The organism is Sphingobacterium zeae (genome assembly GCF_030818895.1).
GTDB lineage: Bacteria > Bacteroidota > Bacteroidia > Sphingobacteriales > Sphingobacteriaceae > Sphingobacterium > Sphingobacterium zeae.
Map to the genome: position 1 here is coordinate 2,976,967 of NZ_JAUTBA010000001.1, position 23,152 is coordinate 3,000,118.

At 38.3% G+C, this 23,152-nt stretch carries 20 protein-coding genes; 10 read left to right on the forward strand and 10 right to left on the reverse strand.

Annotated features, from left to right (window positions below):
• The first annotated feature begins 10 nt into the window (after positions 1 to 10).
• The 3 genes from QE382_RS12420 to QE382_RS12430 all read left to right on the forward strand — a co-directional run bounded on the left by QE382_RS12420 (position 11) and on the right by QE382_RS12430 (position 3,092).
• Complete coding sequence (locus tag QE382_RS12420) at positions 11 to 652, forward strand: response regulator (RefSeq protein WP_307186165.1); 642 nt, start codon at positions 11 to 13, stop codon at positions 650 to 652.
• Between the two features lie 90 nt (positions 653 to 742).
• On the forward strand, positions 743 to 2,023 hold the full coding sequence (locus QE382_RS12425; RefSeq protein WP_307186166.1) for a hypothetical protein: 1,281 nt from the start codon (positions 743 to 745) through the stop codon (positions 2,021 to 2,023).
• A 64-nt stretch (positions 2,024 to 2,087) separates the two neighbouring features.
• Positions 2,088 to 3,092, forward strand: a complete 1,005-nt coding sequence (locus tag QE382_RS12430; RefSeq protein WP_307186167.1) for a YihY/virulence factor BrkB family protein — start codon at positions 2,088 to 2,090, stop codon at positions 3,090 to 3,092.
• A gap of 185 nt (positions 3,093 to 3,277) precedes the next feature.
• Here the strand turns inward: QE382_RS12430 and QE382_RS12435 are convergent, their stop codons facing one another.
• Together QE382_RS12435 and QE382_RS12440 are read right to left on the reverse strand one after the other, a co-directional pair.
• Positions 3,278 to 4,435, reverse strand: coding sequence for a Gfo/Idh/MocA family protein (locus tag QE382_RS12435; RefSeq protein ID WP_307186168.1), 1,158 nt, complete (start codon positions 4,433 to 4,435; stop codon positions 3,278 to 3,280).
• Between the two features lie 33 nt (positions 4,436 to 4,468).
• Complete coding sequence (locus QE382_RS12440; RefSeq protein ID WP_307186169.1) at positions 4,469 to 5,521, reverse strand: sugar phosphate isomerase/epimerase family protein; 1,053 nt, start codon at positions 5,519 to 5,521, stop codon at positions 4,469 to 4,471.
• A gap of 345 nt (positions 5,522 to 5,866) precedes the next feature.
• Between QE382_RS12440 and QE382_RS12445 the strand changes: the two genes are divergently transcribed.
• Positions 5,867 to 7,555 (forward strand): GMC oxidoreductase, encoded by a 1,689-nt coding sequence (locus tag QE382_RS12445; protein ID WP_307186170.1) that lies wholly within the window; start codon positions 5,867 to 5,869, stop codon positions 7,553 to 7,555.
• A 29-nt stretch (positions 7,556 to 7,584) separates the two neighbouring features.
• On the opposite strand, the gene QE382_RS12450 is transcribed toward QE382_RS12445, so the two are convergent.
• The 4 genes from QE382_RS12450 to QE382_RS12465 form a co-directional block, all read right to left on the reverse strand.
• Positions 7,585 to 8,127, reverse strand: coding sequence for a hypothetical protein (locus QE382_RS12450; RefSeq protein ID WP_307186171.1), 543 nt, complete (start codon positions 8,125 to 8,127; stop codon positions 7,585 to 7,587).
• Between the two features lie 152 nt (positions 8,128 to 8,279).
• On the reverse strand, positions 8,280 to 8,990 hold the full coding sequence (locus QE382_RS12455; protein ID WP_307186172.1) for a LytR/AlgR family response regulator transcription factor: 711 nt from the start codon (positions 8,988 to 8,990) through the stop codon (positions 8,280 to 8,282).
• Entirely contained in the window at positions 8,983 to 10,158 is a 1,176-nt protein-coding gene (locus QE382_RS12460) for a sensor histidine kinase (RefSeq protein ID WP_307186173.1), read from the reverse strand. Before QE382_RS12460 ends, QE382_RS12455 begins: the two co-directional genes overlap by 8 nt.
• A gap of 61 nt (positions 10,159 to 10,219) precedes the next feature.
• Positions 10,220 to 12,622 (reverse strand): TonB-dependent receptor, encoded by a 2,403-nt coding sequence (locus QE382_RS12465; RefSeq protein WP_307186174.1) that lies wholly within the window; start codon positions 12,620 to 12,622, stop codon positions 10,220 to 10,222.
• A gap of 249 nt (positions 12,623 to 12,871) precedes the next feature.
• Here QE382_RS12465 and QE382_RS12470 point away from each other — a divergent pair, with 249 nt between their 5' ends.
• A complete protein-coding gene (locus QE382_RS12470; RefSeq protein WP_307186175.1) occupies positions 12,872 to 13,894 on the forward strand; it encodes a bestrophin family protein in 1,023 nt (340 codons plus the stop codon).
• 4 nt (positions 13,895 to 13,898) lie between these two features.
• Here the strand turns inward: QE382_RS12470 and QE382_RS12475 are convergent, their stop codons facing one another.
• Positions 13,899 to 14,357 (reverse strand): Lrp/AsnC family transcriptional regulator, encoded by a 459-nt coding sequence (locus tag QE382_RS12475; protein WP_307186176.1) that lies wholly within the window; start codon positions 14,355 to 14,357, stop codon positions 13,899 to 13,901.
• 145 nt (positions 14,358 to 14,502) lie between these two features.
• Here QE382_RS12475 and QE382_RS12480 point away from each other — a divergent pair, with 145 nt between their 5' ends.
• Both QE382_RS12480 and QE382_RS12485 read left to right on the forward strand, forming a co-directional pair.
• A complete protein-coding gene (locus QE382_RS12480) occupies positions 14,503 to 15,708 on the forward strand; it encodes an aminotransferase class I/II-fold pyridoxal phosphate-dependent enzyme (protein WP_307186177.1) in 1,206 nt (401 codons plus the stop codon).
• A 350-nt stretch (positions 15,709 to 16,058) separates the two neighbouring features.
• On the forward strand, positions 16,059 to 17,084 hold the full coding sequence (locus tag QE382_RS12485) for a metallophosphoesterase (protein ID WP_307186178.1): 1,026 nt from the start codon (positions 16,059 to 16,061) through the stop codon (positions 17,082 to 17,084).
• Positions 17,085 to 17,133: 49 nt separating this feature from the next.
• On the opposite strand, the gene QE382_RS12490 is transcribed toward QE382_RS12485, so the two are convergent.
• Positions 17,134 to 17,718, reverse strand: coding sequence for a hypothetical protein (locus QE382_RS12490; protein ID WP_307186179.1), 585 nt, complete (start codon positions 17,716 to 17,718; stop codon positions 17,134 to 17,136).
• 219 nt (positions 17,719 to 17,937) lie between these two features.
• Positions 17,938 to 18,504: a YceI family protein gene (locus tag QE382_RS12495; protein ID WP_307186180.1), complete on the reverse strand. Its 567-nt coding sequence runs from the start codon at positions 18,502 to 18,504 to the stop codon at positions 17,938 to 17,940.
• A gap of 197 nt (positions 18,505 to 18,701) precedes the next feature.
• On the opposite strand from QE382_RS12495, the gene QE382_RS12500 reads away from it, so the two are divergent.
• From QE382_RS12500 to QE382_RS12510, 3 genes are all read left to right on the forward strand, one after another.
• A complete protein-coding gene (locus QE382_RS12500) occupies positions 18,702 to 19,757 on the forward strand; it encodes an NAD(P)-dependent alcohol dehydrogenase (protein WP_307186181.1) in 1,056 nt (351 codons plus the stop codon).
• Between the two features lie 354 nt (positions 19,758 to 20,111).
• A complete protein-coding gene (locus tag QE382_RS12505; protein ID WP_307186182.1) occupies positions 20,112 to 21,056 on the forward strand; it encodes an aldo/keto reductase in 945 nt (314 codons plus the stop codon).
• Positions 21,057 to 21,259: 203 nt separating this feature from the next.
• On the forward strand, positions 21,260 to 22,015 hold the full coding sequence (locus tag QE382_RS12510; RefSeq protein WP_307186183.1) for a response regulator transcription factor: 756 nt from the start codon (positions 21,260 to 21,262) through the stop codon (positions 22,013 to 22,015).
• Between the two features lie 63 nt (positions 22,016 to 22,078).
• Here the strand turns inward: QE382_RS12510 and msrB are convergent, their stop codons facing one another.
• Positions 22,079 to 23,074 (reverse strand): peptide-methionine (R)-S-oxide reductase MsrB, encoded by a 996-nt coding sequence (gene msrB / locus QE382_RS23640; RefSeq protein ID WP_307186184.1) that lies wholly within the window; start codon positions 23,072 to 23,074, stop codon positions 22,079 to 22,081.
• Between the last annotated feature and the right edge of the window lie 78 nt (positions 23,075 to 23,152).

Genomic DNA, 23,152 nt, shown 5'->3' on the forward strand with positions numbered 1-23,152 from the left:
TTTAGAAAAAATGATTAAAATAGCGATTACAGACGATCACCCTTTGTTGCTTGAAGGATTGAAAAATATTATTAACGCGCATGAAGATTTTGACGTTGTCGGGATGTATTCTAGTGCGACAGAGCTGTCTAAGTCTATCGCGGTAGACATGCCAATGGTCCTGCTCCTCGATATTAATCTACCCGACGCCAACGGGATAGATTTAGTTAAAGGACTGAAAGAGAATAATAATGACCTGAAAATAATCGCATTTAGTGTACACAATGAATTTGCTGTCATCAATAGTATTTTAAAAGAGGGTGCCGATGCCTATTTACAGAAAAATGCAAATGGCGATGAAATACTGACTGCTATTTCAGATGTTATTGCTGGAAAGCGCTATATCTGTGAGAAAACCCGTACTATTTTGAACAAGAAGTCGGAAATAGGGCTGAAGCAGGTGCCAAAATTGACACGTCGTGAAAAAGAAGTGCTCAGTTTCGTAGCGAAAGGTATGACAACTCATCAAATTGCTGACGCTCTCTTTATTAGTTCGCACACGGTCGAAAGTCATCGTAAAAATCTAATGGAGAAGTTTCAAACGAAGAGTGTTACTGCCGCTGTCAAATCTGCCCTTGAATATGGTTTAATTCGAGAATCATACATGGAATGACCAATTCCCTGATTTCAGGGGTGAAAAAGGCGCTATTTGGTTGATATTTTTGATCCTGTTATTTTAAATTTCTTTATAGACTGAATCGATATGATAAAAAAGACAATAGTTTGGACGATAGGGATTGTTATACTTTTGATGATTACCGTATGGGGAATTTATATACTCAGGCAGCATGAGTCATACAAATCATTGGTGCATAAAGACAGTAAAGCATTATTAACGGTATCATTGGATGATATTTTATTGAATCAGTTTTTTAATAAATGGCAGCTATCGCAAAAAGAGCATCTGAATTTCGATAAAAGGCTCAGTAAACTTCAAGATAATGGTATTGACATCAAAGCGAATATTTTTCTTTTTGCATTGGAGGAACAACCAAAAAATTTTTATGCTTTTTTTCAGCTAAAGGATAAACAGCAATTTTTATATTTTCTAAAGGAAGTCATACATGTTGATCCTATTGAAAAGGGCGGGGCGTCTGGGATAAGCTATGCGTATGATCCGACGAATAAAATGGCATTTGTGTGTAGAGGAAATGAATTATTGATTGGTGTGGGTTTTGATCTTGATAAGAAGAAGGAAGAGATGCTTCAGCTTATTCAATCAAAAGGCGATATGGTAACTATTAAACAATTTATCGCCGATCCGAGCACACTTACCGGTCAATCGGTGCGCTACAGTGATTTATCAACTAACAATTATATTGAACTGACATTGAAGGGTGATCAAGTTGATATTTATGGTGATTTTACCTCAAAGAATTGGAACTTTCCGAAAGAGTTCCTTGTCAGGGAACTTGAATCGACAAAATATATTGCAACATCTTGGGTCAACATTCCTACCAATCAACTGAAAAATAAACTAAAACAAGCGTTCGAAGAATTTCCGATGATGACAGATTCTCTCATCACACATTTGGACGGTAATTATATTGATATTGAAATATTAAAAAATAAGGTAACTCAGACTGATACTATCATCAATTATGCGGTTGATGAGAATTTCGAAACGGTCGAAGAGAAAACGCTGTACAATACACACGTTCCAGAGGTGAGGGTTACCATGCGGGGAGATAGTAACCTCAACAAGTTTCTGCCAAATAAGCTGTTCTACCAATGGTTTAAAAAACAAGATAGGGGATTCAGTATGTTGTCGACATCAAGGGACGTATATAGATTAAGTGCGAGTTATAAGCATACTGATGAATTATCTCATGTTGCGATTCATTTGGCTGACTGGCCAAATGAATTTAAGATTACGCCCATTTTAGCACTGAAAGCCATTGCTTCAGATATCATTCTTAGTCTAAAGGTCGTAAACCGGGATCGAATGGTTCTGGAAGGCACTCTAAAGGACTATTCGCATTAAAACATATAAAAGACAAACTTTCTCCACTACTTAATGGTTTGTTGTTGAGATAAAATGTAAAAATATGGATATTAGAACTAAGAGTAGCAGTAAAATAAAAACCTATTGGCGAATTTTGAAAAGTACTGTTGCGGGATTTCTCAATGAGGATTCAATGAAGTACAGTGCGTCTCTATCTTATTATACTGTTTTCTCGATCGGTCCAATATTCGTTCTAATCATTGCTTTGGCTGGAATTTTTTATGGAGAGGATGCCATTGAGGGGAGGGTATTTATGGAGTTACGAGGTTTTGTGGGGAATAGTGCTGCCAAGCAGATTCAGGAGGTTATTCAGAATTTACAATTGTCAGGAAAGTCAAATCTGGCATTGCTGGTGAGTAGTGTTACTTTAGTTTTAGCCGCAACAACAGTTTTTGGGGATATCCAAAATTCCATCAACAAGATTTGGCACGTACGTGCGAAGCCAAAGAAAGGATGGCTAAAGTTAGTTCAGGATAGACTTTTGTCTTCATCATTAGTTATAGGATTGGGATTCTTGCTGGTTGTTACACTTATTATTAATGGGGTGATTTTGACCTTGATGGACCAGCTGCAGCGATATTTTCCAGATATGACAGTGATGTTAGTAAACGGAATCAACTTTGGTTTATCCTTTGGAACTATTTTTCTTTTGTTCAGTGTGATATTTAAGATACTGCCAGATGTCAATATTCATTGGCGAACGGTCCGTGCAGGCGCTTTATTTACTTCCATTTTATTTGTGTTAGGCAGGTACTTAATTGGGGTCTATTTGGAACATTCGGCTACACAAGATACTTATGGTGCAGCGGGCTCGTTTGTATTGATCTTGTTATGGGTTTATTATACAGCCGCTATCCTATACTTTGGCGCAATTTATACCAGAGAATACGCGACTGTAATGGGAATTCCAATAGAGCCTTCACCATACGCTGTTCATGTGGAAATTCAGGAAATTGAAAGAGATGTTGATGAAATTCCTCCAGCTCCACTAACACAAGAAGAACAAACTATAGTGATAGAGGAAGCTCCAAATTATCCCAAAAAATGATAGCTATTGAATTGAAGACCTTCTATATAGACCAAGCAAAATCGGACGAAGCGTATATGCAAGAAACTTTATTCAAATGCTGAAAACTATTTATATCTGCTGTGGTAAAAATGCGAATTCGCGAAAAATAGCAACCAATGTGGTGTCTCCTGCCGGCGGAGAAACCACATTGGTTTTTTACTTTATTACCTTAGGAAGTCAGTCCATTTTTGTTCGGACGCTGCCGAAGCAAGTACAGTCTCCAAAAACTTCATGCCCCGGACACTATCAGTTACGGTCGGGAAGTCAGTCTCTTCTTCTGTAGGAACTTTACCTTGCATGGACGCTAAAAGTGTAGTTGCAAAATTTCTATAGATATTGGCAAATGCTTCAATGTATCCTTCTGGGTGGCCAGCTGGTAAGCGTACATTATGTTGTGCGAGTGGCGAAAGGTATGGTTGTCCGGCTCTAAAGAGCTGTGTCGGCTGATCGACAGGTTTGACGATTAGTGTATTGGCATCTTGTTGGTTCCATTCTAAACCGCCTTCTTCACCATATACTCTAATTTTTAAGGCATTTTCCTCTCCGGCAGCGACCTGCGAGGCAGATAGCACTCCCGTTGCACCGTTTTCAAATCGCAGTAAAATATTGCCGTCGTCTTCCAGTTTTCTCCCGTCGACGAAAGTTTGTAAGTCGGCACACATTTTAGTTATTTTCAGGCCTGAGATATATTCTGCTAAATGTGCCGCGTGGGTTCCGATATCACCCATACATCCGCTTTTCCCGCTTTTTTCTGGATCGGTGCGCCAGAATGCTAGCGAGAGACCGTTTTCGATAAGTTTACTGAGCCAACCTTGTGGGTATTCGACCATAATCTTTCTGATTGGACCTAGTCGACCTTCTTTCACCAGTTGACGGGCCTGTTTCACCATAGGATAAGCAGAGTATGTATATGTCACACAAAGGGTTAATCCGGTTTCTTCTACTTTCTCTTGAAGTAAACGCGCTTGTTCAAGTGTGAGAGTCATGGGTTTTTCAAGGACGACATGAAAGCCATGGTCTAAAGCCATCATCGCCGGTTCGAAATGAGCAAAATTAGGGGTGACGATGCTGACGAAGTCCATACGTTCTTGCGCCGGGCGCTTACTTTCTTCTAAGATCATTTCCTGATAACTCCCATAACTTCTGTCTTTTGGAAGTCCTAAAAGTAATCCAGATTCTTTGGCAACAATAGGGTCAGCGCTTAGTGCTCCGCAACATAATTCAATATGGCCGTCGATTCCGGCAGCCATACGGTGAACAGCACCTATAAAAGCATTCTTTCCTCCGCCTATCATACCCATTTTAAGTTTTTTAGTGCTCATAAAGTTAATTTTATAATGATGAGATCTTCTGTTTTACAAACCCAATAGTTTGCGATTGAGGTTATCGTTGGTTTCTACTGCAGCGAAATTATCGAATGCCTTATCGGTAACCCGTATGATATAGTCTTTAATATGCAGGGCACCTTCCCGAGCACCATCTTCAGCATTTTTAAATGCACACTCCCATTCGAGTACCGCCCAACCTTTAAAATCATACTGTGTAAGTTTGGTAAAGATGGCTTTAAAGTCCACTTGTCCATCGCCAATTGATCTAAATCGACCAGCTCTAGCTTGCCAGTTTTGGTAGCCACCATAAACACCCTGACGGCCGGAAGGTGTAAATTCAGCATCTTTAACATGAAACATCTTAATTCGCTCGTGATAAATGTCAATAAATTCGAGGTAATCGAGGCATTGAAGGACAAAATGGGAGGGATCATAAAGGATGTTTGCCCGTTTGTGATTATTGACATTTTCGAGAAACAGGTCGAAAGTAGCACCATCGTGGAGGTCCTCGCCCGGATGTAATTCATAACAGAGATCAACATCATATTGCTCGCATTCATCGAGTATGGGTAACCATAGTTTAGCAAGTTCCGCAAATCCTGTTTCAATCAAGTTGGCTGGCCGTTGTGGCCAAGGGTATATAAATGGCCACAATAATGCGCCACTAAAGGTTGCTAATGCTTTCAGTCCAAGATTGTGCGAGGCCTGTACGGCATATTTTAATTGTTGTATGGCCCACTGTTGCCGTGCTGCGGGATCTTTATGTACGTACTGTGGTGCGAAGGCGTCAAATAGATCATCAAAACTTGGGTTTACAGCAATTAGTTGTCCTTGGAGATGGGTTGAGAGCTCGGTGATTTCCAATCCATAGGACTGTACTTTAGCTTTTAAGCCGAGTGCATAGCTTTTGTCGCATGCCGCTTTTTCTAGATCAATAAAACGGGAATCTAAAGTTGGCAACTGAATGCCTTTATAGCCGAGCGCTGAGGCCCATTGGCAGATATTTTCTAAGGAATTAAACGGAGGTTCATCGCCGATAAATTGTGCGAGAAAGATGGCAGGACCTTTAATTGTTGTCATATTTATTACGTTTTAAAAAGACCATATTTCAGACTGAAAAGATTTATATTCCGATTAGTCTGAAGCAATGATTTGGTCTCTGGTTTATACTGTTATAATCTGGTTATTCAAGTTACGAACTTGCCTTATACAATATTACAAAAATTTGCAACCGGTTGCAATTAAATCAAAAAAAAAGCTTAAACTTGTTTAGGGGATGTATTCTACTTCGGTGTAGAGGTGGATAAGCCCTAGGTGCAGGGTAAGTTTATGGACAAACTTTGCCATGTTTTATGTTGGAAAATAACTTATTTTCATAAGGGAGTTTTGCAACAATTAATAACCAATTAAACCAACTACAACTACATGACTAACAATGTATATGATGCTATTGTCGTCGGGTCTGGAATCACTGGTGGCTGGGCAGCGAAGGAACTAACAGAGCGGGGACTTAAAACCATTATGTTAGAAAGAGGACGCAATATTGAACATATTAAAGATTATCCATCCCCCAACAAAGATCCATGGGATTTTCCGCATGGTGGACGTGTACCGTTGGATATTGCGCAACACTATTTACCATTTGGAATTAAAAATCAATGGATAAACGAAGGAAATATTGATTTCTGGACTAACGAAACTGAAAGTCCATATAAGGAAATAAAACCCTTTAATTGGTTCAGAGGTTATCACGTTGGTGGGCGTTCGCTTATGTGGGGGCGGCAGAGTTATCGTTTGTCAGATATTGATTTTGAGGCTAATAGCAAAGATGGTTACGGTATAGATTGGCCTGTACGTTATCGGGAGATAGCGCCCTGGTACAGTTACGTTGAAAAGTTTGCCGGAATCTCTGGTAATAAAGACGGATTAGCGGTGTTGCCAGACGGTGACTTTATGCCGCCGATGGAAATGAATGTTGTAGAAAAGGATCTTGCTGCACGACTAAAATTGCGTTACCAGGGCAAGCGGCATTTTATCATTGGCCGGGTTGCCAATATAACAGTTCCGCATCATAACCGCATCAATTGCCAATACCAAAATAAATGCTGGCTGGGCTGTAATTTTGGCGCTTACTTTAGCACACAATCTGCCACATTACCTGCTGCGATGAAGACAGGAAAGTTGACGTTACGTCCGTTTTCCATTGTAAAGAATATTATCTATGATCCTGATACGCAGCGAGCTAAAGGAGTTGAAATAGTTGATGCAGAAACGAATCAGACGTATGAATATTTTGCCAAAATTGTTTTTGTTTGTGCGTCGACGTTAAATTCCACCTGGTTATTAATGAATTCCGCTACTGATATATGGGAAAATGGTCTCGGTAGTAGCAGCGGGGAGCTGGGGCATAATTTAATGGATCACATGTTAAATAGTGGTGCCGGCGGAACTGTAGAGGGATTTGAAGATAAATATATTTTTGGACGAAGGGCTAATGGATTATATGTTCCGCGATTCGTTAATGTTCCCGGAGATAATAAGAAGCGAGATTATGTCCGTGGTTTTGGCTATCAGGGCGGTGCTTCACGGCCACAATGGACAGGAGAGGTCGACAATATGAGCGTGGGCGGGGCCTGGAAAGATGCTATTACTGAGCCCGGCGGCTGGAAAATTGGATTCACTGCTTTCGGGGAAATACTGCCATACCACGATAATAGCGTGGTATTGGATTCGTCTATTCGCGATAAATGGGGACTTCCTGTATTAGCAATAGATGCAGCGATCAAGGAGAACGAGCGGAAGATAAGACGTGATGCCAGTAATGAAATGGTGGAAATGTTAACATCAATTGGTGTCAAAGATGTAAAGACCTACGATAATGGGTTCAGTATGGGGCAGGGAATTCACGAAATGGGCACAGCACGAATGGGCAACGATCCAAAAACATCGGTGGTGAACAAATTTAATCAAGTATGGGACGCAAAAAATGTTTTTGTGACAGATGGGGCATTTATGACTTCTTCATCGTGTGTGAATCCATCACTAACGTATATGGCATTTACCGCAAGGGCGGTAGATTTTGCGGTAAATGAGCTAAAAAAAGGTAATCTTTAATATGTTAAAATTTTATCGATGGCGTTGCCCTAATTGACTGCGGGATCAATTAGGGAAGTGGTTAAACTCATAAATTTCAAAAGATTTTTATTATCAAAGATTAGCGTGGTAAAATGCGCTCCCGTTTTCATGGTCAGGCTAGTACCACCAGGGTAAGCGCTTCCATCATCAAGCTTCTTCTGTTTGACTTCGTGACGACTGAATTTTGAGAGCGCGTCCTTTAGGGTTGTTTTATTCATTGCTAGATCGAAAGGTAGCCCCTCGACAACCAAAAACTTATCTTCAGGAATATCAAAAAAAAGTTCATTAACAGTTTTGTCATCGCCGTAATTGCTATACAGTTCTAAACCAGATTCCGTGATCCATTTTGCATATTTTTCCGCATTGGCGTCTTCATAAAAGTCCGTTTTGACATGCAACGCCGCCGCAATCTTATCCACTGTCTGCGGAAATATAAATTCTCGATTTTTATTTAACATTGCCCTTAGATCCACTTTGTTTTGGGCAAAAGCAGTTGTCGCAAGCAGTAGAAGAATTATGTTTAATGCGAAGCCTTTTATTTTTATCATCATCTTGTTGTGTATTTGAAGTTTTGTATTCCAATGTAATTAAAATAATCAAAAGGATAAAAATACACAATAGTATACTATATCTTTTTTTTTAACATCCACTAAACGTTCACCTATGGGCATTCAGATCGCTAAGGAGATTGTATTCTATTATTTTAATGTAACCCCAAAAGTGAATATAGTTGGTCTTTCTTATTGCTGGCGATAGGAATAATTTTTCCATTCGAAAGCTGAACGATATTTCCATTTAACGACTGAATATAATCCGTATTGACGATAAATGCTCTGTGAATTCGAAAGAAACTGGAGTTGTGTAAAATTTCTTCCATGGCTTTCAAGGTAGATAATGTCTGGTTCGTACCGTTAAGCGTGACCATGGTCAAGTAATTGCCCTGAGCCTCGATATAAACAATATCCTTCAGCATTAATCTGATAAACTTGCTTTCACTTTTTATGAAAATGCGTTCTGTTTTTATAGGATTGTTTTTTAGCTTTTTAAGCGTATCAAGTTGTTCCTTTGCTCTATTTACAGCTTTTAAAAACCGATCGAAACGAACGGGTTTAATGAGGTAATCCGCGGCGCCTTTTTCAAATCCGTCAATGGCAAAATGCCGGTGTGCTGTGATAAAAATAAAGATGGGTTGCTGCGCTAGACTTTCCAATAGGTCTAAGCCGGTCAACTTGGGCATTTCAATATCACTAAACACCAAATCAATGGGATTATCTTGCAAGAAGGTCATGGCCTCGATTGGCTTTCCGAATGTTTTTCTCAGTTCCAGAAAGGGTATTTGATTGACGAAATCTGTAATGAGTTCAATTCCTAAAGGCTCGTCGTCGATGACGATGCAGCTATACTTTTCAATCATGCTGTAATGTGATATTTAATACAACTTTAAATTCTCCGCCAGTATCTGTTATTTGGAGATCGCTCTTTGTCGGATAAATGAGATGGAGACGTTTTCTTAAATTTTTAATACCGATACCTTTAGACGGAGCTATTTTTGTGCTATCTAAATTATCATAGTCATTTTTAATTTCAAAAATAAATTGATCTTGGGAAATGCTAATAAAAAGTTGGACAAATGAGTCCTCTTCATTTTTAAGTCCGTATTTAAAAGCGTTTTCGATTAGATTAAATGTCAATAACGGTGCAATTGTGAGGTAAGCAGCATGCTCTCGGCCTTCGATTTTCAATTCAATTTTATAGGTTTTTGGATGTCGCATTTTTTCCAAAGAAAAGTAATTCTCAATAAAATCGAGCTCTTTCCCTAAGGAGACATATTCTGTATCCGAGTCATATAACGTATATCCCATTATTTCGGATAAATTTAAAACAACCTCTGGCGCTGTTGGATCTTTTTTCATGGTCAAACGATAGAGATTATTTAGCGTATTGAATAGAAAATGTGGATTAAGTTGAGCCTTTAGAAAGTCTTTTTCTACTTGGATGTTTTCTAGTGACAGTTTTAACTTCTGCTCTTGAATTCGCATCCTGTCTTTGTTTAATCTCCTCATATCAATTAATATTTTGGTGAAAAAAAAAGGAGACATCGAATAGATGGCAGATAATGCATTCAATGCAATCACCTTGATACTTAAAACAGACCACAGATTTGGAATAAAGTTTTTCTCTTTGCCCATTAATGGGTATAGATTTGATAGGTCATAATCATATCTGTAGGCTAGTACATAAAAAAGATTATTGATAAATAACCAAATAAAAATACATACAGGTGATGCTATAAACGGTAATATCCATAAGTTTGAATTTCGCGCATAGGGTATGATGCAATAGAAAAAGAGATAGAATACCACAAGTGATGAAGCTAAAACGCGGAGCGATAAAAACAAGGATTGGTTCGTCGGGATTCTCAACACATAGTAGTAGTTGCAGAATAGAAGTACCGTAAATATCGACCACATACCAAAATGCAGTATGATGCGCACACTAGGTGTATACAATGTTTTAACGTCCTTTGTTGTGACGAATGGATCTACCTTGGCGATAAATTTGGCAAGCTTATACTTTTTCATAGACCATTATTTATTTTAATTTAGCAGACCGTTGCGCTGCAAAGATAAAAATTGTTAACATTTATAGTCTTCCGTTTTCCTCCATATTACTAGATTCCATTTTTTTCGCCTTAAACGCCGTGCCCTTTTTGAAATTATATATTAAGGAGATGGAGCAAACGCGTGATTGTTCTTGATGACTTATCCAAATTTTAGTGTCGTCGAAATAACTTGTTGCCGTATAGTTATTCGTATAAAATATATCACTGATGCTCGCCTTAGCTACTAATTTATCTTTAATGAATTTTTTCTGGATTCCTAAATCGACCGACCCTATGGCCTTAGTTACAATATTTCCGATTAACATTTGAGGTGTATAGAATGCATTTATATTCATACTATAGCCTTTACCACAGGTTATTTCCTGTTCCGTCTGTACAAGGAAAGAGGCTTTTTTTATATTAAAGTTTGGAGAAGCGGAACGGGTATTTGTGAACAGAACGGTATTCGTGCTTGACCAGAAGGAAAAGAAGTTTACAGGCACGCTGATGGTAGCGGTCCATACCTTTTGGGTACCAACGTTGTCTTTAATGACGGTCAACAGCTCTTCTTGTGCCTGGTTGCGTATGATTTGTGATATGGCGTTTTTTGTCTGTGAATAATTTAATGCGCTATAGTATTTTTCCTTCCACAGCCCCCCAATTTCTATTGAATTTGTAAATTGGGGTATCAAATAGGGATTTCCTGTCTGCACGGAATAATTATCGATATAATATTTATATGGATTTAAATCGAAGTATGAAGGACGTCTAATTCTTCTATTGTAGGAAAAAGTAAGGTAATTGCTTCCTTCCATATTTAGATCTTTCTTTAAAAAGATGCTTGGAAACCAATTGAAATAATGTTGTGAAAGATCTGCCTGCTGTGCTCCCCAAAGTCGCCCCTGAACGATGGATTTCTCTCCTCTAAGCCCGAATTGATAATCAATTTTTGCCCATTTTCCTGCGTAATTTGCATATGTCGCATAAATTCTTTCTTTATAAGCGAATTCGAAATCCAGCGCTGGACTTGGTGTCCAATGTTGATCGAAGACCTGATAATTATTGGTGTTTATGATATCTGTCGCTGTAGACTTTAAACCAATAGACAAATTGTTTCCCTTTTTTACGATCCAGTTGTATTTTGCTTCGCCCGTAAATATTTTTGCTGTACTTGGATAATCCAATCTGAACAACGTATCGCTCATTACGCTACCCGTTGTATTCCAATCCGTGGTGCTGCTGATACTATTTCCAGTTCGTTTATTATGCGTGTAATCGGCGATTATAGTAACTTTAGAGTGCAAACTGTCTGTTTCCCTTGCATAATTTAATCCAAGGTTTTGATAATTGGATTTCGATTCGGAAGGAAAGCTGCCCGCCGAAATGATATTTTTAGCTGGATCTTGGTAGTTCACGGTCGCATGGGCAACGGAGGGACCAGTAAAATTACTGTATTGGCTCGTGTAGGCTAATCCGAAAGATTCCTTCTTTGAACGATCGTATGTCACGGCTGTTCTTATCCGGCTATTGCTGTTTGTTTGTGTATTGTCTGTTGTTTGACTATATAAACCATTATTGGGAAAATTTCTCTGTTGTTTTAGTTCTTCATAGGATTTAGCGTGAGTGTAGGCATAGCTTGCCGTTAAACCAATTTTGCCCTTTCGATAATTTAAAGCGGTGTAAGGATTGTATGCGGCATATTTTCCGAGGCCTATTCCATAGTCATTGCCGATATAACCATTGATTCCTTGCTTATCATTTTTCTTAAAAATAATATTAATTATGCCCCCACTGCCTTCTGCATCAAATTCCGCTGAGGGATGCGCCATAATTTCAATGCTTTGGATCTCACTGGAACGTAATGACTGAAGGTAATTCTTAAGATCACTTCCTGCGAGATTAATACTTTTTCCGTCTACCAGAATGCGTGTGCCCATTATCCCGTTAATTGAAATTTGGCCGTTATTGACAAACACTCCTGGTGCTATTTGAAGTAAATCTAAGGCTGACTTTCCAACAGCATTGGCTGTTTGTCCAACATGCATGATGAGACGGTCGATTTTTCGCTGTATGATCGGTCTGCGATTATTTACCGTCACTTCATCCAAAACGAGGTCAGTTAAGCGTGATTTGGGAACGACCAATGCCATGGTTTCATTCGATTCTTTGATATCGATTTTTTGCTGCGTTTTCAATACTTTTTCAATAAGAACTGAAGCGAGGTAAGTTCCTTTTTCGTAGATGAGCAACTGAAAGTTCCCGTACTCATCAGTTATTTTCACTATTGATGTATCTTTCATCGCATGTAATGGCTGAAAAGAAACGGTGGCGTAGGGGACTGGACTTCCAGATTGATCGGAAACCTTTCCGATGACTGTGCTTTGAGCGAATAGCAAACTGTTAGTAAAAAATATGATCAGAGTGACTACTATTAATTTGTTCATAAGTTTCGAATAATTACCCAAAGCTATATTCGACGATGTTTTTATTCAATTTTTTGGGATATATGTTGGTTTTTTGGGGATGAAAGGAGTAAATTTAGTGATAAGCTATTTTGAAATCTAAACCTTTAGTTTTGATAACAGGGCAAAGGTTTAGAAATAATTGCCTCGAAAACAAATTGGTGTATTGAACAGTTATAAATTAAATGTACTTTCACAGCGTTTATTAATAATGTAAGATATCCATTCTTTATGATCACTACCAAATATTTCAACTATAGGCAAATATTCAATTTAGCTGGGGCACATTTGATATGGCTCACGCTTTGGTGTTCGCTTGTGGCGGTTATCTATTATTTTTTTAACTGGCAATGGATGATAATTCCATGGGTTCCTTTAGCATTGATCGGGACGGCCGAAGCTTTTTACGTTGGTTTTAAAAACAATCAGGCCTATGATCGACTTTGGGAAGCCCGAAAAATTTGGGGTGCAATTGTTAATTCTAGCCGGTCATTCACAGCCATGTTATATGCGTTTAACACCGAAAATGGTGATTCTATCGATCTAGTAGAACGGAGAAAAAGGATCGCTTACCGTCATATTGCCTGGCTGTATACGTTAAGGGAGCAATTGTTGGTCCCAACGGAATGGGAGCACATTAGTTTGAAAAAATATATTGGTTCTATGAATGTGAAAAGAAACAGACTTATAAAGGCTGGCTTTCCTGATTACAGTAGGACATCGATCTTTTTAAATAAATATCTTTCTACAGCGGAATATAATGCACAGCGTGAATACAAGAACTTTGCGACTTATCTGATTTCCCAACAAGCTAGGGAGGTAAATGCCTTGAAAAATGATAAGGTCATCTCTGATTTCAATCAAACTCAATTACAGAACTGTTTAAATCAATTTTATGATTATCAGGGGCAGGCAGAGAGAATTAAAAAATTTCCTTCGCCACGGCAGTTTGCGAGTACGGCATTTGTGTTCAATGTTATTCTTATCATTCTGCTTCCATTAGGTTTAGTGAATGAATTTGCGAAATTGGGAGATTGGGGTATATGGACGAGTATTCCTTTTTGTGTGGTCATAGGATGGATTTATATTGTGATGGAACTGGTGGGTGATTACACGGAAAATCCTTTTGGAGGACTGATGTTTGATATCCCGATGCTATCGATCTGTAGAACCATTGAGATTGATATGTTGCAGATCATGGGAGACGAAGATATTCCAGAACCTATTGCTTCAAAAAATGGAGTTTTAGTTTAAGTTTCTACAGCATGATAGCTATGGTATTCTTGACTTCGGCGATCATAAATGAGCTATGCGTGCTTGCGATATGTTTTAGACTCGTCAATTTCGTTAACATAAAATTGCGATAGTCTGCCATGTCCTGTACACATATTTTTAATATATAGTCGAAATCCCCACTCACATGAAAGCATTCTGTCACTTCCTGGAGGTTCATCACTTCTTTTTCAAAATGTAGGATAAATTCTTTTTTATGTTGCACTAATTTAACGTGGCATAAAACCAAGAAATCTTTCGCTATTTTGTGTTTATCAAGTACTGCAACATATCCTTTAATAATTCCCGTATTTTCGAGTTTACGTACACGTTCGTAGACTGCTGTTGCTGATAAGTTAAGTTTTTGGGATAGCTCTTTGGTTGTTTGTTTAGCGTCTTGCTGTAGGAAGAGCAGTAGTTTTCGGTCAATTTCGTCGAAATGCATAGATTTATTTTTGGTTTAATGATTCTTTTTTTTAAATCAAATAGATTTTTTCACTAATTATTCTTTATATAATAGATTTATACTCTAATATAGCTATAATCTATTGTAATCTAATTTAAAATTTCTCAATTTTAAGGATAAAAACATGGAAGATTTTAACGCAGCAAATGAAATTCAAGATTTGCAATATTTTGGTGAGTTTGGAGGTGTGAATCCGTCGATATCGGACAGTTCTACTTATACATTTCTTTCGGCTAAAACGATGTTTGATACGTTCGAAGGAAATGGGGAAGGATGTTATCTTTATTCGAGACATTCATCTCCAATGAATGTATACTTAGCGCAGGCATTGGCAAAAATGGAAAATACCGCTGCAGCTAATGTAACATCTTCTGGGATGGGCGCCATAACTACGGTTCTCCTACAGCTCTGTAAAAGTGGCGACCATATTATTTCAAGTAGGACAATCTATGGGGGAACGTATGCTTTCCTCAAAAATTTTCTCCCACCTTTCCAAATTGAGACGACATTTTTGGATATTGATGATTTCGAAGCATTAGAAAATTCGATAAGACCCAATACAAAAATTTTGTACTGTGAAAGTGTGAGCAATCCGTTGTTGCGTGTGGCGGATCTGAGGAGGTTATCGACTCTCTGTAAAAAGTATAAGCTAAAATTGATTGTTGACAACACCTTTTCTCCTTTGTCAATTTCACCGATACGGTTGGGTGCTGATATTGTCATTCATAGCTTAACAAAGTTTATCAACGGTAGCAGCGATAGCGTTGGTGGTGTGTATTGTGCAAGTCAGGAATTTATCGACGAAACCAAAAACGTGAATAGCGGAGCTTGCATGTTGCTGGGACCAACAATGGACAGCTTACGCTCGGCGAGTATACTGAAGAATTTACGCACACTTCATATACGGATGAAACAACATAGCTGTAACGCGCTTTATTTAGCCGAGCGGTTTGAGCAAGATGGTTTAAAGGTTTCTTACCCAGGACTGATATCTCACCCCAACCACGAGTTAATGAAGAGCATAATGCATGAAGCGTATGGATTTGGCGGTTTAATGACAGTGGACGTGGAAACGACGGAAAGAGCTAATGAGCTGATGGAGTTGATGCAGGCTGAGAATTTAGGATATCTTGCTGTAAGTTTAGGCTTTTACAAGACATTATTTTCTTGCTCGGGCAGTTCGACGTCATCTGAAATCCCTGAGGAGGAACGTTTAGCGATGGGGATTTCCGATGGATTGATCAGATTCTCTATTGGTTTAGATGACGATATTGAGCGGACTTATCGTAAAATGAGGGCATGTATGCAAAAGGTTGGCATATTGAAATGATTATCAATTTGAAAATAAATTAAGGACATTATGTCATTTTTTGAATAAATTGGAGGAAATTTCGCTATCAAATAGGGCCGAAATAGAATCAATTGTCACGAGCACATCAGTATTTCGAAAGTAAGTTGCTAGCGGTGCAACCTTATATCTTTTGGCATATCATTAGCGGTTTGACATATGTATTTCGTTCAATATGGCAAAAAGACTTCTATTCATTTTATTCCTATTCATTGTAGGGGATTTCTATTTTTTTCAGGCTTTCATTACCGTTGCTAAAAGTTCAGTTTTTCAGAGCATATATTGGTGTTTGGATTTACTGTTGCTTCTGGGCGTTTTCGCTTATATTTTTCTTGCGAAAGGCACGTCATGAGATCCAGCGGTCTGCAACAAGTTTGATTACGGCATTCTTGATTGTTTTTATACCTAAATTGATCGCTATTCCATTTTTACTGCTCGAAGATCTTACACGTATTTTCCGCTCTTTTCCGCCGCGCAGTATTCTTTTGAGCGAGATTGTCCTACTCTTTGCGGCGATTATGGTACTCATTATTTTTTTTGGGCTAACGAGAGGTCGTTATTTTTACAGAGTTCGAGAAGAAATTTTGAGTTTTCCAGATCTCCCCGTGGCATTTAACGGCTTTAAAATTACCCAGCTATCGGATATCCATTCCGGGAGTTTATCCGATAGGAGAAGAGTGCGTAAAGGGATTGAGTTAGCAAATGCTCAGAACAGTGATCTTATATTATTTACTGGCGATTTGGTCAATAATAGGGCTTCTGAAATGGAGCCATGGGTTTCAGAGTTTAATCGATTGCAAGCGCCTTTCGGCAAGTTCTCGGTTCTTGGAAATCACGATTATGGGGATTATGTGCAATGGGATAGTGTCGAATCAAAAATCTCAAACCTAAATAGGCTTAAGGAAATTCACCATGAAATGGGATTTAAATTATTACTAAATGAATCAATAGCAATTGAAAAGCAAGGAGATCGTATTTCTATAATTGGTGTTGAAAATTGGGGTAAGGGTGGTTTCCATCAGTATGGCGATCTTGCTAAGGCTACCATTGGTTTGAACAAGGATGCTTTCAAAATTTTGATGTCTCATGATCCTTCCCATTGGGATCATGTTACCTTGGGTCACGATCAGCATGTGCATTTGACCCTCGCTGGGCATACACATGGTATGCAGTTTGGGATCGAATTATTTGGATTTAAATGGAGCCCAATTCAATATTTTTACAAAGAATGGGCGGGGCTGTATCAAAAGCACGGAAAATATCTTTATGTTAATCGTGGATTTGGGTTTCACGGCTTAAGAGGGCGAATAGGGGTATGGCCTGAAATCACTGTTGTTACCTTGAGAAAAAGCGATTAAACGCAAGAGATGGTCAAAAAAAAAGAATAAGATATGTGTTCTAATTGGCTCATATCTTACTAATGGAAATACTACTGATGACCTCAAAATCTGAAATTCTATAATCGTCGTCAAAGAATAGACCATTTATATATCGTTGTATGGGGTAGAATAAATCTGCTGGAGCGTTACCGAAAAAAGTTTTAAAATCATTCGGAATAGAGTACAATTTATTGTATTGACCTTTCCCTAAACTGATACCACCGATTTTTTTCAAATAGCCGGTTATCTTGTGTTTATGTTTATCAGAAAATATTTCTGTTGTTTCGACAAAATAATCTTCAATATAAAAATTACGGATGTCATGAAGTTTGAGGGCACTTTTTGGGTCTGGTTTAATGCGTCTAGCGTAGGAGACATCCACTAAAGTGCAGCTGGCTTTCTGTACCTTTGAAACATCAATAAAATACCCTTCATCAACCATCAGATGTTTACTATCTTTATATATCCCTAACAACATCTCATTGATCTCTCTGTCGGAGTAATCCGATATATTAGAAGATCTTCCTAACTTCTCAAATGCAAGGCCACTATTACTCCAATTTTTTCTAATTCTATTAAGCTCGTGCTGTTGAAAAGTTTTTATTTTCTCCATAAATACTTTGTATAATTTATCATTAGGAATTTTAAAGATAAATCTAAAACTTCACTTTCGTTAATTTTCGAGTATGTTATGTGTAATTTGAAACAAATCTAATTTAATAGAATTCATGTTCCATACAGTTGAAAAATATTAGCGATCAAATTTTAGTGCCCTTGGAGACCGAAAAGAGTCTTATTAGCAGCTGTTTATTGAGTCGCTCTCCTGCATGAGCTATTTTGTTCCTTTAATCTGTATATCCAATGTGAACTCGTCGTCTATGGCGCGGTTGCCTAAATCGGAGAAGAAACTCGCAGAACGGTACTGTATATCAAAATCCAAACGATTTACTTTTACGCCTACTGCTTCTGCAGCTAGACCATCTGCCGTCGTGGTGACTTTCGCAGGAAATGATATTGATTTTGTTTTATCCTTGATCGTAAGATTCCCTGTTATGATTGGATTTGCTTTACTATTGTCAACTTTACTGATGACAAATTTCGCGGTGGGATAGCTCGGGACATTAAAAAAGTCTTCATTTTTTAAATGTCCTGTCAATTTGGGAGCATCAGTACATGCCATGGAATTCATATCTATTGTAAAGCTACCGGCTATGATTTTTCCTTTATCGGTTTGTACACTACCATCTTGTAGATTTATAATTCCTACATGTCCACCTACGACCTTTTTGGCGCTCCATTTGACTTTCGAGGATTGGGAATTCACTCTATAATTGATTTTTTGGGCAAAAGCCATCGCTGTAAAGCAAAGAATAGCCAGCGTCAAATTGATTCTTTTCATTGAAATGATTTATATGTATTCAAATATACACTGTCCTATGCTTAATCTATATGTTGAAACTTACTTTTTTGTTTGTCGAATGTCAATATTCCGATTCGACTTCTTCATTCATCAGCAATACCTATTAACTTTACGCAAGTTAAAATGAGGATCGAAGTCATTTTCGTATCCAAATGTGGTCTATAAAAAAAGATGATATGATTAAATCGAAAGGTTATGCGGCAAAAGACAGTAGTTCTCCACTTGAATACTGGGAATTTGAAAGAAGGGAGCTGGGTGCGAACGATGTATTAATAGATATCTTGTATAGTGGCATCTGTCATTCAGATATTCATCAAGTGCATGATGAATGGGGCGGTACACACTACCCGATTGTACCAGGGCATGAGATTGTTGGCCGAATTAGTGCAGTTGGTGCTGACGTGACAAAATTTAAAAAAGGTGATCTTGCCGGTGTAGGCTGTATGGTTGCTTCGTGCGGTACTTGCGAAAACTGTAAAGCAGATCAACAGCAGTTTTGTTCTGAAAAGAAGACCGTTTGGACCTATAATAGCAAAGATGTGATGCATGATCACAGCTATACCTTTGGCGGTTACAGCAATAATATTGTGGCGGACGCAAATTTCGTGCTTCATGTGCCAGAATCATTGGATATTAAAAAGGTAGCCCCATTGCTTTGCGCCGGTATTACAACGTATTCTCCATTAAAAAGATGGAATGTCAGCAAAGGTCATAAAGTTGGTGTATTGGGGTTAGGTGGATTAGGGCATATGGCTGTCAAAATTGCGGTAGCAATGGGTGCAGAAGTTACCATGATTAGTCATTCGCCACGTAAAAAAGACGATGCGGCTTTGCTTGGCGCGCATAAGTTTTTAAATACGCATGAGGCCAATGAGATCAACGAGTTTTCATCGTATTTTGATTTTATTATTGATACAGTATCGGCTCCCCATGATTACAACCTCTATTTAGCCCTGCTAAAAACCAAAGGGGTTTACATTTGTGTTGGAATTCCGGCTGCTCCTATGGAGATTAATGGCCGGTCCATTATGGGGGGAAATAAAGTTCTAACGGCATCCAGCATTGGTGGAATACAGGAAACGCAAGATATGCTCGATTTTTGTGCAGCGCATAATATCCTGCCCGAGACAGAAATGATCGATATTGACTATGTCAATGAGGCTTACCAAAGAGTATTGGACAGTGATGTTAAATATCGATTTGTTATAGACATGTCATCCATCGAAAAGTAAGATATAAAAGGGTCGACTTTCATTAAGAGTGGCCCTTTTTGCTACACATCATTCGTTACTCCTTCACGCACAAATATTCATTTTTCACTATATTGTCGAACCATAGACCTCAATGTTGGGGCACTTATTATTTGACTATTAAATCAAATGATTCTTTGATTTTTCTTCCAGAATTACGCTATTTGTAATTCGTTGGAAGATTATATTGCTCGCGGCAGTGCCAGCTTCGCCGACTTCGTTTTATGACAATTTTGTGTGACAGGTTTTTGCGCTAACGCGCTGCTAATAATGTAACTTTAATTTCTATAGAGCGGTTTGATCCTGTTTTAAGAAATGGAACAATACATAAATTAAATGAAAAAGATAGAAATACAACACACAGATTTGCAGATAGCACCCCTAAATTTCGGCGGAAATGTTTTTGGATGGACGTTGGACGAACCACAGTCGTTTGAGATTTTAGACCAATTCGTAGGCGCAGGATTTAATTTTATTGATACGGCGGATACCTATTCTTGGTGGGTAAATGGCATAGGGGGGCAATCCGAGGAAATAATTGGTAAATGGTTGAAGAGCCGCGGCAATCGACAGGATATGGTAATTGCTACCAAAGTTGGCTCAGAGACTCAAGAGCATGGTTACGATATTTCGAAAAAACATATTTTAAAATCTGCTGATGATTCGTTGAGACGATTGGGAGTAGATCATATTGATTTGTATTACACTCATTTTGATGATAAGGTAACACCAGTGGAAGAGACACTATCGGCTTATGATGAACTGATTAAAGCGGGTAAGGTTCGCTACATTGCTGCATCTAATTTGTCGCCAACAAGGTTGATTGAAAGTTTTGATGCTGCCGAGAAGAATGGTTTGCCAAAATATGTGGCCTTGCAACCACATTACAATCTCGTTGAAAGATCAGGTTTTGAAGCGGATTATGCCCCATTGGTTGAAAAGTATGGTTTAAGTGTATTTCCCTATTGGTCACTTGCGGCTGGTTTTTTGACTGGTAAATACCGAACAGAAGCTGACTTCGACAACACTACTCGCGGTGGTGGGATAAAGAAGTATTTCGATAATAAGGGAAAAGCTGTCCTTAAAGCCTTAGATTCGATTGCCGACAAACATGGCGTACAACAGGCTACCGTTGCATTGGCTTGGTTGTTGGCCAAACCTTTGATCACGGCACCAATCGTAAGTGCAACAAGTGCGTCTCAATTGGAAACATTATTTGCTGCTCCAACGCTCAAATTGGATACAGAAGATATTCAATTGTTGAATGAAGTAAGTAAATGATAACAGTTGGCTTATCTTTTATGATCGCCTTTAGTTCCCAAGTAATCTGTTAAAATCTCCATCATCCGTGGAGATTTTTTATTTTTTTTGCTCGGATTGCAAAACATTAATGAGCAGGTTATTTAAAAAAAATATTGCGCTTTGTTTTATTAAACGGTATAACTGACTATAGTTTTATTTAACTTCGTTTTTTGATCTTTGTTATGGATTTTAATGCGCTATTTTCGAAAAAAAATGCACTTGACCGTCTTTCGGAAAGGGATATCTTACAGACCCATGACTATCTTGAGTTTGTAAAAGCTTTTTCGCGGATTACCTATCAAAGTATTTACCTGATAGATTATCAAAGTAAAAGCTTTGAATATGTGTCTGATAATCCCCTTTTTTTAGCGGGTTTGACCGCTAAGGAGGTGATGGAAATGGGATATGCTTTTTATGAGAAATATGTTCCTGCTGACGATTTTCAGATGCTTATCAATATCAACGAAGCAGGGTTTAGCTTTTACGAAAAATTGCCCCTTGAAGAGCGGAAATCATACGTTATATCTTATGATTTTCAAATACAACATGCTTCAAATAGACCGGTTTTGATTAATCACAAGCTGACGCCTGTTTTTTTAACAGAAGAGGGGAAAATTTGGAAAGCCATTTGTATCGTTTCGTTGTCAACCAATGTTTCTTCTGGTAATGTAGTAATCGAAAAACTTCAGGCTGATTTATTATGGGAACTTGATCTGTTGACAGGTAGATGGATATCCCGTAAAAAGATAAATCTCACAGCGCGCGAAATAGAAATATTGCGCTTTTATCATCGTGGACTCAGTATTCAGGAAACGTCCGAACGAATTTTCGTTTCCATCGATACGGTGAAATTTCACCGGCGGAAATTATTTGAAAAGCTAGGGGTAAGTAATATGAATGAGGCACTGGTCATCGCATTGAACAACCGGTTATTGTAATGATGAATGTAGTTGTGATCTCCAAAATAGTTTAATAGTGCCTCATAACGAGGCACTATTAAACTATTTCTTTACCAGTAGCGGCAGATATTTTTCATAGCCTTGTTCTTTCATTTTATCCTTTGGAATAAATCGGAGTGAAGCACTGTTGATACAATATCTTAATCCTCCTTTATCAGCCGGACCATCATTGAAAACGTGTCCAAGATGTGCATCTCCCGTTTTGCTACGGACCTCAGTTCTGCGCATTCCGTAAGAATTGTCAGATAGTTCGTCAATAACACTATCACTGATTGGTTTAGAAAAGCTCGGCCATCCACATCCAGATTCAAATTTATCAGTAGACACAAATAAAGGTTCTCCTGTGGTAATATCTACATAGATACCTTCTCTAAATTCGTCATTATATTCATTATCAAATGCGCGTTCAGTAGCAGCATTTTGTGTTACATTATATTGCAATGGCGTAAGCACTTTCTTTAGCGCCTCTTTATCTGCTTTTTTATAGGGTTTTTCGTTTTCCTGGATCACTTTTTGCGGATTTGCTTTGCGAGCCAGCTCAAATAAATCAGGACTTATGTGGCAGTAACCGCCGGGGTTTTTATCTAGATATTTTTGATGGTAGGCTTCAGCATCATAAAAATTCTGTAAAGGCTCTACTTCTACGACTATTTTTTCGGAATATTGACTTGCAAGTGTGGCTACGCGTTCTTTGATAATAGGGGCGTCACTTGTATTGGTATAATATATACCCGTGCGATATTGTGTGCCAATGTCATTACCCTGTTTATTCAGCGAAGTGGGGTCTATCGTTTTGAAGAAAAGGTCGATTAGTAAGTTGAGATTTACGATGTGAGGATCGTAAATCACCTTAACGGTTTCAGTAAAGCCAGTTGTTCCAGTGGAAACTTGTGTATAAGAAGGATTTTGAAGGTTTCCATTGGCGTAGCCAACCTCGGTTGCGGTGACCCCGCGGATCTGTTTAAAAAAATGTTCGGTTCCCCAAAAACAACCTCCGGCGAAATAAATTACGTGATCTTTTTGATTTATAGTATTCATAGTTTTTTGTTTTGTCGATTTTAGATCATTCCCCTTTTGCGAAAAACACACCTTAACAATTAGAAATAGACCAAAGGC